The sequence below is a fragment of the Georgenia ruanii genome (assembly GCF_009193175.1).
Taxonomy (GTDB): Bacteria; Actinomycetota; Actinomycetes; order Actinomycetales; family Actinomycetaceae; genus Georgenia; species Georgenia ruanii.
The window spans coordinates 319,490-335,813 of record NZ_VUKE01000001.1 but is presented as its reverse complement, the minus strand read 5'-3'; the positions used below and the strand labels follow the sequence as shown (position 1 = coordinate 335,813).

The 16,324-nt window shown below is 74.3% G+C and carries 10 protein-coding genes and 1 other RNA gene; 6 read left to right on the top strand and 5 right to left on the bottom strand.

Going from position 1 to position 16,324, the window contains the following annotated elements; all coding sequences use genetic code 11:
* Positions 1-6 precede the first annotated feature (6 nt).
* The 5 genes from GD880_RS01565 to GD880_RS01545 all read right to left on the bottom strand — a co-directional run bounded on the left by GD880_RS01565 (position 7) and on the right by GD880_RS01545 (position 6,681).
* Positions 7-2,700 (bottom strand): carboxypeptidase-like regulatory domain-containing protein, encoded by a 2,694-nt coding sequence (locus GD880_RS01565; protein ID WP_152229862.1) that lies wholly within the window; start codon positions 2,698-2,700, stop codon positions 7-9.
* A gap of 1 nt (position 2,701) precedes the next feature.
* On the bottom strand, positions 2,702-4,912 hold the full coding sequence (locus GD880_RS01560; protein WP_193314311.1) for a carboxypeptidase-like regulatory domain-containing protein: 2,211 nt from the start codon (positions 4,910-4,912) through the stop codon (positions 2,702-2,704).
* 5 nt (positions 4,913-4,917) lie between these two features.
* Positions 4,918-5,613 carry a DUF4255 domain-containing protein gene (locus GD880_RS01555; protein ID WP_152229860.1) on the bottom strand — a complete coding sequence of 232 codons (696 nt, stop codon included), beginning with the start codon at positions 5,611-5,613 and terminating at the stop codon, positions 4,918-4,920.
* 104 nt (positions 5,614-5,717) lie between these two features.
* Positions 5,718-6,110, bottom strand: coding sequence for a DUF4280 domain-containing protein (locus GD880_RS01550; protein WP_152229859.1), 393 nt, complete (start codon positions 6,108-6,110; stop codon positions 5,718-5,720).
* A 61-nt stretch (positions 6,111-6,171) separates the two neighbouring features.
* Complete coding sequence (locus tag GD880_RS01545) at positions 6,172-6,681, bottom strand: septum formation family protein (RefSeq protein ID WP_193314310.1); 510 nt, start codon at positions 6,679-6,681, stop codon at positions 6,172-6,174.
* A 250-nt stretch (positions 6,682-6,931) separates the two neighbouring features.
* On the opposite strand from GD880_RS01545, the gene GD880_RS01540 reads away from it, so the two are divergent.
* From GD880_RS01540 to GD880_RS01515, 6 genes are all read left to right on the top strand, one after another.
* On the top strand, positions 6,932-8,980 hold the full coding sequence (locus GD880_RS01540) for an ATP-binding protein (RefSeq protein ID WP_152229857.1): 2,049 nt from the start codon (positions 6,932-6,934) through the stop codon (positions 8,978-8,980).
* 101 nt (positions 8,981-9,081) lie between these two features.
* Positions 9,082-12,447, top strand: coding sequence for an eCIS core domain-containing protein (locus tag GD880_RS01535; protein ID WP_152229856.1), 3,366 nt, complete (start codon positions 9,082-9,084; stop codon positions 12,445-12,447).
* Positions 12,434-12,943, top strand: coding sequence for a type III secretion system chaperone family protein (locus tag GD880_RS01530; RefSeq protein ID WP_152229855.1), 510 nt, complete (start codon positions 12,434-12,436; stop codon positions 12,941-12,943). The genes GD880_RS01535 and GD880_RS01530 overlap by 14 nt, the downstream gene beginning before the upstream one ends.
* A gap of 115 nt (positions 12,944-13,058) precedes the next feature.
* The gene (locus GD880_RS01525) at positions 13,059-14,114 is read left to right on the top strand and encodes an LLM class flavin-dependent oxidoreductase (RefSeq protein ID WP_152229854.1); all 1,056 of its coding nucleotides are present in this window, start codon (positions 13,059-13,061) and stop codon (positions 14,112-14,114) included.
* Between the two features lie 196 nt (positions 14,115-14,310).
* Positions 14,311-14,678, top strand: a transfer-messenger RNA (tmRNA) gene (gene ssrA, locus GD880_RS01520).
* Positions 14,679-14,795: 117 nt separating this feature from the next.
* Complete coding sequence (locus GD880_RS01515) at positions 14,796-16,262, top strand: tyrosine-type recombinase/integrase (RefSeq protein ID WP_152229853.1); 1,467 nt, start codon at positions 14,796-14,798, stop codon at positions 16,260-16,262.
* Positions 16,263-16,324: the final 62 nt, after the last annotated feature.

Genomic DNA, 16,324 nt, shown 5'->3' with positions numbered 1-16,324 from the left:
GGCGCCTCAGGTGGGGGACGGCGTGGGCTCGGGCTTGCGGGGGTCGATGGTGAGGCTGGCCTGGGCCGTGCCGCTGGGTTCGACGGTCAGGGGCGCCGAGGTCGCGGCCGGGACCCCGGCGCGCAGGACCTCGACGATGTAGTGCGCGGGCGCGTCGACGTCCGCGAAGGTGAAGGTGCCGTCGGCCGCGGTGGTGGTCGTGGCTGCCGGCGGGGCGCCGGTGCCGTACTGCGCGGCCGGGTACAGGCGCACGGTCAGCCCGCCGGCCCCGTCCCGGGCGGTGACCTTGCCGGTGATCGAGGCGGGCGCGACCAGGACCGGGTTCATCGTGCGGACCTGGGCCGCCTCGAGCGTGACGATCTCGGAGATCGGCGAGGTGCCGCGACGCGTGAACGTCACCGTGTAGGTGCCCGGCGGCAGGTTCTCCAGCACGAACACGCCGACGTCGCCGCCGAGGGAGGCCGTGGTCACGGCGTACTGGGCCGTCCCGGAGCTCGCGGTGACCTGGACGTTGGGGGCCGGCGCCTTCGACGTCTGCTTCGCGTCCTTGTACTGCGCGACGGTCCCGCGCAGCGTGGCGGTGGCCGAGCGCATGGCCGCGTCCACCCGGTCCGGGCCGGCCGCCCCGGCGGTGACGTTGCCGTAGCCGTCGATGCTGACCGAGACCACCTGGGACTCCAGGTCCGCCCGGGTGAAGGTCACGGTGTAGGTGTTCGGGATGCGCAGCCCGGCGAGGCGCCAGGCGCCCACCGGGTCCATCGACTGGGTGACGGTCTGGCGGGCGTCGGACCCGTCGGTCACGGTCACGCTCACCCCGCCGCCCCCGCCGGGCGCGGTGACGGTGCCGCCGAGCGACCCGGACGCGGCGCCGAGGGTCGCGGCGACCCCGGTGAGCTGCTGGCCGGGGCTGAGGGTGAGGCTCAGCGTGGCGGGAGCGTGCCCCTCGGCGCTGACGACGACGGTGAAGGTGCCCGGGGTGGGCAGGCCCCGCAGGGTGAAGGCGCCGACGTCGTCCTGGGTCAGCGACACCGTGCGCGCCGTGGTCTCGCCGAAGGTGGCGGTCACGGTCGCGCCACCGATCGGCCCCCCGACACCGGTGACGTGCCCGGCGATGGACCCGTCGCCGTCGAGAATCTGGATCTCCAGGTCGGCGCGCGTCTCCCCGGCGGCGAGGTCGATGCGCTGGACCTGCTCGCTGAAGCCGGGCTTGGTCACGACGAGGTCGTACACGGCAGGGGAGGGGATCTGTTCGAGCGCGAACTCGCCGTCGCCGCCCACGGGGACGGTGCGGACCACGGCGCCGGGGATCCGGGGTCCGCCGGCCGCACCGGCGTCCGCCGGGCCCGACGTCCCGCCACCCGCGGCGAGGTCGGCGGCCGGGACCTGCCCGGCCAGCGCGGGGGAGTCCAGCGGCAGCTCGAGCCGGGCGGTGGCGCCGGCGACGTCGGCGCCCACGACGGTGCCCGACACGGTGGCCGGCACCCCGCCCAGCAGGACGGTCAGGCCGTCGACGACGCCGCCGGCGGCCACCTCGATGGGCGCGGCCTCGGCGTCGGTGGCGGCGGCCGGGTACCAGACCTCCGCAAACCCGGCGCCGCGCAGGCGCAGCTTGAAGGTGCCCGCCGGCAGGTCGGTGAACGCCCAGGCGCCGGCCTCGTCCGAGGCGGTCGTGGCGCGCGGGGCGGAGGTCTCCGCCTCGTCGAAGACGTCCACCGACACCCCCACCAGCGGCTCGCCGGTGGAGATGAGCAGCACCTGGCCGGACAGGCCCGACGTGCCCGACGTCGCGGCGCCCGCGCGGGCCTGGGCCACCTGCAGGGCCAGGTCCCGGTCGGCGGCCGAGCGGGCGACGATGCTGTTCAGCGCCATCGTGATGACGAGGGCGAACACGGTGATCGCGGCGACCAGCCCGGCCAGCGAGACCAGGCTGCGGGAGAACACGGGCCGTTGCAGGAAGACGCCCATCGTCGCAGGGGGTGTGTCGGGCACCGCCGCGGCCGCGGCGGCCGCGGCGGCGGCCCGCTCGGTGGCGCTGGGCTTGCGGCGCCGGCGCGGCGGGCCGGGCGGGGCGGGGGCGGCGGCGTCACGCAGCGGCCCCTCGGGCACGCGGGCGGGCCGCTCATCCACGCGCAGCTCGAAGGCCCGGGGCACGGGCGAGCCGAACAGGCGCCGCTTGGCGCTGACCCGCAGCTCGGTGCCCACGTGCTCGCCGGGGCCGAGCAGCAGCCGGGCCGGGGTGAACCGATAGGACAGGGCGTGCTCGTCGTCCGAGCCCACCAGGGCCGCGTCGACCATGGTGTTGCCGGTGTTGCGGACGATGACGTCGAACCCGGCGCGGCGCCCGCCGGTGACGGTGGCCGGGTCGAGCCGGACGTCGACCGCCCGCGCGCCCGGGACGTCGAGCACGATCTCGTCGATCGCGATGTCCTCGGACCCGGTCAGCTCGCGGACCTGCACGGCCATCCGACGCGCGCCGGCGGGCACGCCCGCGGGCAGGGTCAAGGTGGCGGTGACCACGGTGGACTCGCCGGGGAACAGCCGCGGCGCGGGCTCGTCCAGCCGGACCCAGGCGGGATCGGCGCCGAGGAAGCGCAGCGCATAGCCGCCGATGACGTCCTCGGTGTTGGTGATGAGCACCGTCACGGCGGTGGGCTCGCCCGGCGCGACGGTCAGGCGGCGCGGTTCGACCTCGATGCGCATCTCAGCCCCCCAGGCCCAGGTCCTGCGGGACCGTCTTGCCCGCGCTGACCGGCACCAGGGCGGTGGCGACCACCCGGCCGCCCTGGGCGACCGAGACGGTGTACGTGCCCGGCGGCAGGTCGGCGAAGAGGTAGTAGCCCGGCCTGGCCGGCTGCCCGCCCGTGGCCGGCCGGGTGGTCGTGGTGGTGGTCCATACCTGGCGGCCGTTCGTGGCCTGGACCTCGACGCCCACCAGCCCCGTCCTCCCGGATGTGACGACCCCGTCGATGCGGCCCAGGGCCGGGCGCAGCGTGACCCGCACGGGCGCGGGCGATCCGTGTGTCAGGTCCACCGGCACGCTGACGCTCTGGTAGCCGGGGAGGGAGAAGGTCAGGGTGTAGGGGCCGGGCGGCAGGCCGGCGAGGGTGAACGCCCCGACGTCGCCGCTGGTCAGCGTGGTCGCCTCGACGCTGGTCTGCGCCCCGCCGGCGGTGACGGTGACGCCGCCCAGCCCGCCGCCGTCGGCCCCGGCGCCGGTGACCTTGCCGGTGACCGTGCCGGCCCCGCCGCGGAGGTTCACCGCCAGGTCCGTGCGGGACTCGCCGGCGGCGAGGTCGACCACGACCGTGGCGGGCGTGTAGCCGTCCATCTCGAAGGCCAGCACGTACGTGCCGGGGGTGGGCAGGCCCGGGATGAGGAACGCACCCACCTGGCCCACGGTGGGGGTGCCGACCGTCACCTCGGCCTCGCCCACCGTGGTGGTCACGGTGACGCCGCCGATCGGGGTGGAGCCGTCGGTGACGGTGCCGCTGATCTGCCCGGCGCCCGCTCCGAGCCGGACGTGGGGGGCGAAGCGCTGTTGCCCGCCGGTGATCCGTTCGGTGATCGTGGTGGGGGCGTAGCCCTCGGCGGTGAACGTCAGCTCGTAGGAGCCGGGGGCCGGCAGGTCCGCCAGGGTGTAGGTGCCGTCCGCGGCGGCGACCGTCTCCGCGGTGATCTCCTCGCCCTCGGGCGGCCAGACGGCGCGCGCGACCACGGTGGTCGTCACCGGGGCGGTGACGTCGCCGACGTCGACCGTGCCCGCGATCTGGCCCGGGTGCCCGGTCAGCGCCGCGTCCAGGGCCTCGGTCCTCCCCTGCGCCTCGGCGGTCACCGCCCGCGCGCCGGCCTCGTCCGGCGCGGCGGGGTACCAGAGGGTGTCGAAGCCCTCGGCGCTGAACCGGAGCAGGTAGGTGCCGGGGAACAGGCCGGCGACCTCGTAGACGCCGTCGGCCTGGGTGGCCGCCGAGCCCACCAGCACCAGGCCGTCCCGGCCCCGGCGCAGGGCGTCGACGGTGATGCGGCCGACCCCCTCGCCGTCGGTCGCGCCGACGACGGTGCCGGTGAGGGATCCGCCGACGCCGGCGGGCAGCACTCCGTCGCGCGCGAGGGTGCCGGCCGGGGCCGCGCCGCCGGCCCCCGCTGCCGCGTCGGCGGCGGCGAAGAACGAGGCGGGCGCGGTCTTGGTCAGCGGGTCCGCGCCGAGCACCCGGAAGAGGCCGAAGAGGAAGATCGCCGCCCAGGTCCCGACGATCGCGAGGAGCACGAGCGCGGTGAGCAGGCCCCGGGTGAACGTCGGTCGCTGCCGGTACACCAGCGGGACGGACTCCTCGAGCTCCCCGGCGGTCCCGGTCACCCGCAGCGGCCGGTCGATCTCGGCGCCGACGAGGTGGCGGGGTCCGCGGATCTCGGCGACGCAGTGCCCCACGGCGCCCGGCTCGACGCGCAGCGCCGAGGGGGTCAGGGCGCACTGGACGGAGCGGTCGGAGTCGGTGGCGCGCAGCACCACGTCCAACGGCAGGTTGCCGGTGTTGCGCACGACCACGTCGGACAGGACGTGCCGGCGGCCTCGGACCGTGCTGGGCACGGCCGTCACCGACAGCGCGGGTCGGGACGCCACCACCAGGTCGAGGTCGTGGTGGGCGAGGACCGAGCCGGGTGCCTGCCCGGCGACCTCCACCGTGAGCTGGTGCGTCCCGGCCGGGAAGGACCCAGGCAGGTCCAGGCGCACCACCAGCCGCCCGGAGGCATCGGGGAAGAGCGGCAGCACGGCCGGGTGGTGGGTCACGTGCTCGGCGGGCAGCCCGATGACGCGCGCGGAGACGCTGTCGATCACCGCGCCGGTGTTGACGACGTCGATGGGGATCTCACCCGACCCGCCGGGCGCGACGTCCAGCACGTCGGTGGTGCTCAAGACCCTCATGACGGTGACGACCGGCCCTCGGCGACGGCGGAGGTCACCACGCCGCCGGCGCGGCGAGTCCGGGCGGCTCCGCCCGCGGCGGCCCGGGCGGAGCGCGACCCGGCCGGGGCGGGGCGCGCGGGCACGGGGGCGGCCAGGCCCTCGATCGTCTCCACGCCGCGGGCGGCCGGCTCCCACCCGAAGGCGTCGCTCGCCGTCGTGACGACCAGGGTGAAGGAGGCCTTGAGGTTGCCGCCGAGCGCCGCCCACAGCTCCCGGGGCCGGTTGACCTCGTCGGCGGCCAGCGCGAGCTGGACGGAGGACGTCGGCGTCGCGGGCAGGTGCCGCACCGGCAGCACCTGGTGGGTCAGCAGCTGGGTGAGCACGTCGCCGAGGAGCTGGTGCTCGTCGCGGGTGGTGCCGGCCCACGCGCTGACGAGGTAGGACAGCTGGACCAGCGGCATCGAGGGGCGCCGCTCGATGCCGGCGGCGCCCGCGCGGGAGGCCGGCGGCAGGGGTGGCTGGGGGCTGCGGGAGACGGCGTAGAGGAAGAGGTTGACCGTGATCCGGTTGACCTGGGCGGACCAGGTCCCGGACGGCGGGTCGAAGGAGACGTCACCGACCTCGGCGGGCAGGGGCAGGCTCTCGCGCAGCAGCGCTTCGAGGCCGTCCTCGACCGTCGGGATGAGCAACGTCTTCCCTCCCTGGGGCATGCGTCAGGCCGTCGACCCGTTCGACGGGTCGGCAGGGCACAGGATGGACCGAGCCTAGGAACCGGCCCGGACGGGTGGCATCGGTAATCGCTACCGAACCTGCCTCAGCCCTCGGTGGTGCGCACCGCACCGGGGAAGAGGATCTGGATGACGCCGCCGTACGCGCAGGTGCAGGTCGCGCCTGCGGTGAGGGCCGGCTTGCCGCCCACCAGCGTCGTCGTCGCCCCGCCCACCCACGGCGTCCCCGTCACCGGCACGCACGGCATGGGTGTGAGCGCGCCGAAGGCGGCCGCGGTGGCGGCCGCGACGGTGGGGTTAGACGGCGTCTGGCACATGCCGAACGTGGGGATGTTGACGAGCGGGGCGGAGTCGGTGATGGTCGCGGCCGGGCGGCCCTCGATCATCACCCGGCTCAGCGGCAGCACGTTCAGCACGGTGGGGGCCACCCCGAAGCTGCACTGCAGCATCGCGGTCGCGACGGCGGCGGGCTTGCCCATGTCGGTGGTTCCTTCGGGTCGTGCGGGCGGCCGTGCGGATCGGGCCGCCGCGGGCGGGTGCTCAGAGCTGGCTGTCGCGCACGGACTCGGCCAGCGGCGCTCCGGTGGTGGTGATGAAGCAGGTCACCGCGCGGTCGTCGCCCTGCTCCCAGCTGCGGGCAGAGGGCAGGAGGTAGGTGAAGAACAAGGTGGAGTCGCGGTAGTCGGCCCCCACGTACGGGGCGAACTCGGCGGCGCAGGAGCCGTCGGCGAAGTCCTTGAGCACCGCGTCGCCGGGATACCCCTGCGCTCCCTCGGTGGGGGTGTAGTCGACCACCGCGTAGGCCTCCTGCTGATGCGGCCGGCCACAGTCCACCTGCCGCAGCTCGGTCAGCTCGGCGGTGATCTCCTCCGGGACCAGGAAGCAGTCCCCGGGCTCGGCGTCGAAGACCGACACCGACCGCTCCTCGCGGTCGAAGAGGGCGCAGCCGGTGAGCACGAGCGCGGCCGCCAGGACGGCACCGAGGAGGGCGGCCCGCTTGGCTCGTGTGGCCTGCCCGTTCCGTGGCCTCCGAGTGCCGCCTGCCCTCACCGAGGCCTCCTTCGCTTCCCGCTGCCGATGCGGACGGCCGAGCACGTTCCCGTGCGGTCGGCTGACCGCGCACCGCACGGGACGCTAGTCCGGGGACGCCGGGAGGGTCTTCCGTAGTTGATGCGCAATTCAGCCCGGCGACGATTGCGTAGCGATTGCCGTAGCGCGGCGGGGGCGGGCTGGCGAGGATGCCGGGGGCGGCGGGGGCGGCATCCCGCGGCCGGGAAGCGCGAGCGGGCTGGAGGCAGCGGTGGGTGCGGCGGTGTTCGGGGACCTGCTCGGTGCGCTCGACGCCGCCCTCGAGCGGCGCGGTGACGACCCCGCCCTCGCCGTCGCCCGGGAGGCGTGGGCGGTGCTCGAGCGCGACGCCGCGGGCCTCGAGGAGGTCGGGTCTCGTCTGGACGTGCTCGCCCACCGGCTGGCCCTGACCGACCTCGACGCCCGCCTCCTCGCCGTCGCGCTCCTGCCCGAGCTGCACCCCGCGGGCCATCTGCTGCTCGGCGTGCTGGGCGGGGACGAGCGCGCCGGGCGCCCCCCGGTGGCCCTGGGCTACGAGCTGGCGGGCGTCTCGCTCGTCTCGGGGACGGCCCGCGCCCGCCTCGGCGAGCTGGCGCCGCTGCGCCGGTTCGGCGTGCTCTCCCTCGTCGGCGACGACGTGTTCCTTGCCCGGCGCCTGCGCGTCGGCGACCGGGTGGTCGCCCACCTCGTCGGTGACGACACCCCGCCCGCGGCCCTCGCCGCCGTGATCGCCCCGGCGGTGCCGGTCGCCGTCGAAGGCACCGACACCGTGGCCGGGGCGCTCGCGGACGGTGCCCCGCTCGTGTGGGTCGCCTCGGTGCCGGGCGCCGCCGGGACGGCCCTCGCCGTGGCCGCCTGTCGTGAGCTCGACGTCGTGTGCCTGGTCGCGAATCTCGCGCGAGCGGTGAGCGACCCCGGTGCGCCCGAGGCGACCGGCGGCGCCCGGCCCGGGGGCACCGGTGCCGCGGGGACGCCGTCCGCCGCCGCGGTGCACGACCTGGTGCGGACCCTGCTCCTCGAGGCCGCGCTGACCGGCAGCGTCCTCGTCCTGGCCGGCGCCGAGGCGGCCGGACCGGCGATGGACCTGCTCACCGACGCGCCGGTGCCCGTCATCGCCGTCGGGGCCACGCGCTGGGACGCCCGCTGGGCCCGGGACCTGCCGCCCGAGGTGACCGCGCCCCGGCTGAGCCTGGGGCAGCGCCGCGACGAGTGGCGCGCCGCGCTCGGGCTGGCCGAGCCCGCGCGGGAGGTCACGGCGCTGCGACTGACCCCGGAGGAGATCCGGGTCGTCGGGCGCGCCGTCCGCGCCGGCATGGCCGGACCCGTCCCGGTCGATGGCGCGGCCAGGCCCTTGCACGGCGCGGACGGCCCGGTGCCCGGCGCCGCCGCGGCGGTCACCGCCGCCGCCCGGCGCCTGGGCCGGGCCGCCCCGACCACGGGACGCGGCCTTCCCCTCACCCTCGAGGACCTCGTGCTCCCGGACCACACCCGGGCGGAGGTGGAGCGGCTGATCGGCTGGGGGCGCCACCGCGACGACGTCCTCGCCCTGGGGCCGCTGCAGGGCAAGGGCGGCAAGGCCGGCGGGATCGCGGCGCTGTTCTCCGGCAGCCCGGGCACCGGCAAGACCCTCGCGGCGCACGTCGTCGCCGACGCCCTCGGCATGGAGCTGTACCAGGTCGACCTGACGACCATCGTCGACAAGTACATCGGCGAGACCGAGAAGAACCTCGAACGCGTCTTCGCCGAGGCGGAGTCGCTCAACTGCGTCCTGTTCTTCGACGAGGCCGACTCGCTCTTCGGCTCCCGCTCGTCCGTCAACGACGCCCGGGACCGCTACGCGAACCAGGAGGTCGCCTACCTGCTCCAGCGCATGGAGTCCTTCGACGGCATCACGGTCCTGGCCACGAACCTGCGCGGCAACCTCGACCAGGCCTTCGCCCGGCGCCTGCACTTCATGATCCACTTCCCCGACCCCGACGAGGCCACCCGGCGCCGGCTGTGGGAACACCACCTCGCCCCGCTCGAGCTCGACGCGGCCGACCGCGTCGACGTCCCCGCCCTGGCCGCCCACCTCGAGCTCGCCGGCGGGGACATCCGCAACGTGGTCCTCTCCGCGACGTTCGAGGCCGTCCGGGCCGGCCGGGCGGTGGGGATGGGCGACCTGCACGGCGCCGCGGCGCGGGAGTACGCCAAGCTCGGACGGCGGGCACCCGCCGCCGTCCTCGCCCCACCGGTCGCCGCCGGCGGCGCGCTGGCGGCCGCGGCCCGGGCAACTCAGTAGCAATTGCCGTAGTCCGGGTGCGGCTACCCCGGCAGGATGCCCCTGGATCCTGCCCCGATGGACGGGCGGCGGCCGGGCGTGCCCGGCGAGAGGAGGCGGGCATGAGCGTGACGCAGACCCACCAGCGCACCGCGACGACGGCGCAGCCGGGGCCGGTCCCGGAGCGTACCGAGCAGGCCGCGGCGCCGGTCAGGCCGACGCCGGTCGCGGGCCTGCTCGCCCCCACCCTGGTGGTCGGGGCGGCGGAGGACAGTGCCGAGCACGACGCCGACGCGCTCGCGGACCGGGCGCTGCGCCGCCTGTCCGCCGGCGACGCCCGGCCGGGGACGAGCGGGGACGAGCCCGAGCCGCACCGGCACGACCCGTCCTGCGGGCACCTGCGCCGGGCCAGCGCCCCCACCCCGGCGCCCGGGGCGATCGGGGCCGCCGGCGGTTTGCTCGACTCGGCGACCGCGTCCCGCATCGAGACCCGACGGGGCGCCGGCCGCGCGCTGCCCGGCGCGGTGCGCCGGCAGATGGAGGGCGCGTTCGGCACCGGGCTGGGGCACGTCCGCATCCACGACGATGCCGTCGCCGCCGACCTCAACCGGCGCGTCTCCGCCCGCGCCTTCACCACCGGCAGCGACGTCTTCTTCGGCGCCGGGCAGTTCGCGCCGGGCACCGCCGAGGGCGACCGGGTCCTCGCGCACGAGCTGGCCCACGTGGTCACCGAGCCCGGTGCGAGGGTGCACCGGCTGTTCGGCCTGTTCAAGAAGAAGAAGCCCACGCCCGAGGAGGAGGCAGAGCAGGAGCGCAAGAAGCAGGAGAAGGCACGGGCCAAGCAGGAGGAGGACCGGAGGGCGGCCGAGCGCGCGGCACAGAAGAAGCAGGCCAAGGCCGACGCTGCCGGACGGAAGGCCCTGACCGAGGACATCTACGCCGGTCCCGACTCCGGGGCAAAGGTGCGGGACCTCCACGCGCTGTTCGAGGAGGCGCTCGACCACGAGCGCGTCCTCCTCGAGGAGCTCGCCGGCGAGCACGCCGGGGACCTGGAGTGGACGGACGCCCGCATCGCCGACGAGGCCTACCGGCGCACCTGGCTCGAGGGTCGCTTCGCCGAGACGCTCGAGGCGGTCCGCCCGCCGCGGGGGACCGCGGCCGCGATCGCGGCGCAGCACGAGCAGGCCAGGGCGAACAACAAGGCCAGCAAGAAGCTCGAGGCCTCCGAGAAGAAGCAGCTGGAGGCGTCGCGCAAGGAGGGCATCGCCGGCCGCAAGGCGCTCAAGGCGGACATCGGGGCCGGTCCCGACTCCGGGGCGAAGTTCCAGAACCTCCAACGGCTCTTCGCGGAAGCGCTCGACCACGAGCGCGTCCTCGTCGAGGAGCTCGCCGGCGAGCACGCCGGGGACCCGAAGTGGACCGATGCCCGCATCGCCGACGAGGCCTACCGGCGCACCTGGCTCGAGGGCCGCTTCGCCCAGACGCTCAAGCCGGTCCGCCCGGCGCGGGAGACGGCGGCCGAGCGCCTCGTCATCGATGTCCGCCAGGCGCGCAACGCCGCGAGGGTCCGCGTCTCGATGAACGAATCCGCCAAGCGCGGGACGCTCCTGCCCGAGGACGTGGAGGCGAAGTACGAGGAGTACGTCCTCGCCGTCGACGAGGCCATGCGGGACATCCGCAACGTCGACCTGGAGACGGCCGAGGCCCGCGCCGAGGCCCTCGTGTGGGCCACGGCCCCGGCCAAGGTCCGCAAGGCCCGCCCGGCGCGCGGCTCCGCCCTGGACAAGGCAGCGATCCGGGAGGCCCGCGCGCGGGTGCCCCTGCAGGCCAGGATGGCGCCGCCGCGGCGGCTCGACGGTGCGGAGAAGGCACAGGCCGGCGCCGAGTCGGTGGCGAGCAAGGTCGGGATCGGGCTCGCCGCCGGCAAGGTCGGCAACAGCGCGTTCGGGGCCATCGCCGACAAGGTCGACCCGAAGTCGGAGAAGTTCAAGGCCGAGGAGGCCGAGGCCGCCAAGAGGGGCGGGACGAGCTTCCTGGACAAGCTGACCGGCAAGGCCATCGACCCCGACGAGCTGCCGAAGGACCCGCGGATCACCACGAGCGTGAAGGAGGGCATCGGCTCGGTCCTGGACATCTTCGGCTCGCTGAAGACGGCGGTGCAGCAGGCGATGAAGTTCGCCGTGTCGGTCCAGCGCAGCTACGAGGACCCCCGCCCCCGCCCCGCCTTGGCCGCGGCCAAGGCCGGCGCCGACGGGCTCAACGCCCTCGTCGCCGGGGCGAGGTCCACCGCGCAGCTGGCCGCCACGATCTCCCCGGCGGTCTCCGGCGCCGTCGGCCAGGTCGTCCCGGGGCTGAACATCGCCACCGCGGCCCTGACCATCGTCAGCAGCGCGGTCGACCTGGCCGGTGACGCGGTGCGCGTGCACGAGACCAACCAGGCGCTCTTCGGTGCCCGCTCGCGCACCGCGGGCGCAACGACGGTGGACGTGCTGGTCTACCCCATGCTGAAGTTCGCCCAGCGCTACGCCAAGAAGCTGGAGAACTCCACCTGGTCGACCGTCAACGCGATCAGGAAGCTCGCCACCTCCATCGCGACCGTGGCCAGCGGCGGCGGCTACGGCATCCCCGCCGCCGTCGACGCCGGGTTCACCGTCGTGGACCTGCTGCACAAGTTCGGCCACGTCATCGCCGACGAGGTGCTCGTGCGGATGGCGAAGGTGGCCGAGCAGGAGTCCGCGGTCCAGCACCTGGAGGGCGGCGCGGAGAACGAGCTCAAGCGGCACCCGGCAATGGCGGTGGACGGCATCATCATGCGCGCCGCCCGCGGGGACAAGGTGGCCATGGCGTTCCTGAGCAACTACGACATCGACGGCAAGCGGATCGTCCCCGCGATGCTCAAGGGGCTCAACGTCACCGACCGCAGCAACCCCGACCCGACGAGCGTGGGCAAGGAGGACATGCTCGTCAAGCTGCGCAACGCCGTGCTGGAGGAGCTCGGGGAGGACGCCGACCCCCAGCAGTTCTACGAGAAGTGGCAGGCCAAGGCCTCCGGCGTCATCGGGGCGCTCGGCGGGGTCGGCAAGAAGTGGGGCGCCGTCGGCGACATGGCCGACAAGCGCAACCGGATGGACCAGGCGGCCACCGGCGGCGCCAAGGGGCGGCGCGGGCTCGGTTGGAAGCTGAAGATGATGCTCAAGGGCGGGGACACGTTCACCCGGTCACAACGGAAGACGGCGGTGAACTGGGAGGACGCGACCGGCGGGGTGGAGACCGCGGGAGCGGCCATCGTCTGTGGTAAGCATGTGCTGCCCCACGACCCCACCGACGCCCAGCTCTCCACGTTCCTGCAGGCGCTCGAGGGGATGTCCACCGAGGAGATCCTCAAGCAGACGGCCAACCCCGCCAACAGCGAGGCGGCCAAGGAGTTTCTGCTGAACGTGTGGAGCGAACGGATGAAGGAGGAGGAGCTGGCCGGTGCAGGCGTCTGACGAGGTCACGCTCCCGCCGCAGGCCGAGGGCGCCTCCGACCTGCTGCGCCGCACCCTGGTCGCGCTGCTCGCCGAGGGCCGGAACCTGCAGGTCGACTGGGACCTGGAGACGTTCGACGTCGACGCGGTCAGCGGCCCGCAGGATCTGGTGATGGGCGTGGTGCTGTCCGTCTCCCGCGCGGTGGTCTTCTACGCCGTCCGGCCCGACTACGTCCCGTCCGGCATTCGTCCAGTCCTCGCCGACGCCGTCACGCGCGCCAACACGGTCCTCACCACGTCGACGTTCGAGCTCGACCTGAGCACCGGCAACCTCTCGGTGCGAGCCGGCCTCGAGGTCGGCGACGTCGAGCTGCCCGCGCCGGCGTTCCGCGGACTGCTCGTCAATGCGCTGGACGAGGTCGAGCGGGCCTACCAGGCCTTCGTACCCGGCCTGGAGGACGTCATCGCGGGACGGACCACCCCGGCCGAGGCTGAGGCGCGCTGGCGTCAGGTCTGACCCCCGCAGCCAGAGTGGCATTCTCGGCGCAACCAGAGGGGCATTCTCGCCGCGGTGGCAGTGAAGGCACCGCCGCGTCCGGAACAGAACCGGTCCGCTGACGGTTCGCACGAGCATGCAGCTCGGCATCTACACCTTCGGTGACCTCGACACCCGGCCCGGCGCCGACCGCGTCTCCCCGGGCCAGCGCCTGCGGGAGATCGTGGAGCGGGTGCGCCTCGCCGAGGAGGTCGGGCTGGACTACGCGGGCGTGGGGGAGCACCACCGGCCCGACTACGCCATCTCCTCGCCCGCCACGGTCATCGCGGCGGCGCTGGCGCGCACCGAGCGCATCCACGTCGGCTCGGCCGTCACCGTGCTGTCCACCGAGGACCCCGTGCGGGTCTACCAGCAGTTCGCCACCATGGACCAGCTCTCGGGTGGCCGGGTGGAGCTGCTCGCCGGGCGTGGGTCGTTCATCGAGTCCTTCCCGCTGTTCGGCGCCAGCTTGGAGGACTACGACGAGCTGTACGAGGAGAAGCTCGACCTGCTCCTCGCCCTCGATGCCGGCAACCCGGTGACCTGGTCGGGCCGCTTCCGCCCGCCCCTCGTCGACGCCCACCTCTGGCCCCGGCCCACCGACAAGCCCGACCTGGGCGAGCACCTGCGCATCGGCATCGCCACCGGGGGCTCGCCGGCGTCGTCGGTGCGCGCCGGCACCGTGGGCCTGCCCGTCAACTACGCGATCATCGGGGGCGAGCCGCGCCGGTTCGCCCCGCTCGTCGAGCTCTACCGCGAGGCGTTCGCCCGGGCGGGGCACCCTGCGGCCCGGCGGCACGTCTCGGTCTCCGTGCACGGGTTCGTGGCGGACGACGACGCCACCGCCCTGGAGGCGTTCTACCCCTACCAGCTCGACGCCGGCACCAAGCTGGCGCGCGAGCGCGGGTTCGCCGCGCCGACCAGGATGTCCTACGAGATGCAGGCCGGGCGGCACGGGGCGTTCGTCGTCGGCTCGCCCGAGACGGTGGCGGAGCGGATCGTCGCGCTGCACGGCTACCTCGAGCACGACCGGCAGAACTTCCAGATGGACGTCTCCGGGGTCCCGCAGCACGAGTCCTTGCGCGCCATCGAGCTGCTCGGCCGGGTCAAGGAGCTCATCGACGCCGAGCTCGACGCGCCGGCCTCGGCCTGAGGCCGGCGGCGGGCCGGCAGGGGCGGCGGGCTCGCAGAGCGCCGCCGGGGCGGCGTGACCGCGAGGGCCGGAGGCGCCCGAGAGGTCCGTCACAGCGCGGCGGTGGGGAATGAACGTGCCACCGGCCTGGTTGACCGCGTAGCATAGAGACACCGGCGGATCCCCCAGTGGGTGAGGCCGGGGGATAACTGCACAGGGGGATGATCGGTTTCGACGATGGTCGTCGTTCCAGGAGAAGCGGGTCGAGGATGCAGAGTCATCTCGTCAACGCTCTCTGCAAACCAATAGGTGCCAATTCCAAGCGCACCGAGTTCGCCCTCGCCGCCTGAGCGAGTTCCGAACTCCGTCAGCCCGAGGTAGCTCTCGCCCCGGTTCCTGGCGTCATCTAGAGAGCCACTGCTCGTAGCCTTCGTCATCGGGGTTACGGGGACTTTTAGGTGACTGGGCCCGTCAGCGACTTGTCTGCGTGATCGCTGGGGCCGAGAAAATCGTCAGCAGACTGCACCCGGAGAAGCCCTGGTACCACGCCGTCGGACGCGGGTTCGATTCCCGCCATCTCCACAGAAGAACTTGAAAAAGTGTCTTACTACTTCAAGTTCAGGACGTACATGCAGCCCCTCGGGTAGTTTCACCCTCGAGGGGCTGCAAACGTGACGCCGCCCACAGAAGGGCGGTGGTCGCATGAGGCGGGTCGTCATCGACCGCGCCGTCGTCGCGGCGGCCCCGCCCCGCGGGGACCTCCCCTGGGACCCCCAGGCCGTCAACCACCTTCTCGACCGGCTGGAGTTGCCCGACGGCTTCCCCTTCCTCATCGAGGACGACGGCCAGTTGGCCACCGTCTGGGCAACCAACCAGTACCTGCTCGCCGCCTGGTCCCAGGGCGCCTACACCCTCAAGTCCCTCGCCCGCTTCCACTCCTACCACCTGTGGCGCCTGCTCCGCTTTCTGCGCGCCCGCCGCGCCCACCAACGCGCCCGCGAGGCCGCACTCCCAGTGGAGGAGTGGCTGGCCACCCACCCCGAGCCCCGCGTCGACCTGACCGACGCCACCGCCGAGGACCTCGTCGCCTACCGCGACGCCCGGCGCGCCGAGGTGCGCGCCTCCAGTTGGAACACCGAACTGGCGTCCGTCTCCGGCTTCTACGACTGGGCCCTCGCCGCCCACCTCATCGAGCGCAGCCCCATCCCCCGTTGGGGACAGCGCCGGCGCAACACCCTCGCCGCCCGCGAACGGCTGGTCCGCGAACCGCGCTTCCTCACCGAGACCCAGTTGCGCCTCTTCCTCGAACGCGGCCTGCGCTGCGACGGCGACCCCACCCCCACCGCCAACCGCGAACGCGACTACACCTACGGCCTGACCCTGGCCACCATGGGCCTGCGCCGCGAAGAGGCCGCCCTGCTCCTGGACTGCGAAATCCCTCGCACGCCGGACATGCCCACCGCCGGCGTCTGGCCCTTCACCCTGGTCGGCAAGGGCAGTCGGCCCCGGACCGTCTTCGTCACCGACACCCTCGCCGACGCCACCGACCTCTACCGCCGCGTCGAGCGCGACAAGGCGGTGGCCGCCGCCCAACCCCGGCTACGCCGCCTGCGCGAAGAGCGCCGGCTGCTCCTGTGCGACGCGATCGAACACGACGCGGACGGCAAACCCGTCATCAAGATCGGCACCCGGCGCATCCGCGCCGAACTCCTCTCCGACGCCCAACGCAAGACCGCCGCCCTCATCACCGACCGCGGCACCATCGAACCTCTCGCCCTCTTCACCAGCCGGCTCGGCACCCCGGTCGACCTACGCCGCTGGAACGCCGTCTTCGATGAGTCCCGCCGGCGCGTCCACCATCTCAACAACCCCGACCGCCCGCCCCAGCACCTGACCGTCACCCCACACGTCTTCCGCCACACCTACGCCGTCCGGATGCTGTCCGCCCTCATGCGCCTGGGTCGCCGCACCGCCGAAGACCCCTACCTCCTCCTCGCCAACCCCGTCCTTACCGTGATGGAACTGCTCGGCCACGCCGACGTCGAGACCACCCAGAAGTACCTCTACGCCGCCGACCGCTACACCGACGAACTACCCGAGGCCCTGCGCCACATCTCCGCCGCCACCATGGGACACACCGTCGCGCCCACGAAGGACGAGAAGCCATGAGCCGAGGCGCCACCCACACCCCGCAACCCCGCGATACCGCAGGGCGGGCTCGCACCTGGATT

Bases quoted from the DNA above. Each gene is read 5' to 3' on its own strand.
- GD880_RS01565 (WP_152229862.1), bottom strand. From the start codon at position 2,700: ATGCGCATCGAGGTCGAACCGCGCCGCCTGACCGTCGCGCCGGGCGAG.
- GD880_RS01555 (WP_152229860.1), bottom strand. From the start codon at position 5,613: ATGCCCCAGGGAGGGAAGACGTTGCTCATCCCGACGGTCGAGGACGGC.
- GD880_RS01550 (WP_152229859.1), bottom strand. From the start codon at position 6,110: ATGGGCAAGCCCGCCGCCGTCGCGACCGCGATGCTGCAGTGCAGCTTC.
- GD880_RS01535 (WP_152229856.1), top strand. From the start codon at position 9,082: ATGAGCGTGACGCAGACCCACCAGCGCACCGCGACGACGGCGCAGCCG.
- GD880_RS01525 (WP_152229854.1), top strand. From the start codon at position 13,059: ATGCAGCTCGGCATCTACACCTTCGGTGACCTCGACACCCGGCCCGGC.
- GD880_RS01515 (WP_152229853.1), top strand. From the start codon at position 14,796: ATGAGGCGGGTCGTCATCGACCGCGCCGTCGTCGCGGCGGCCCCGCCC.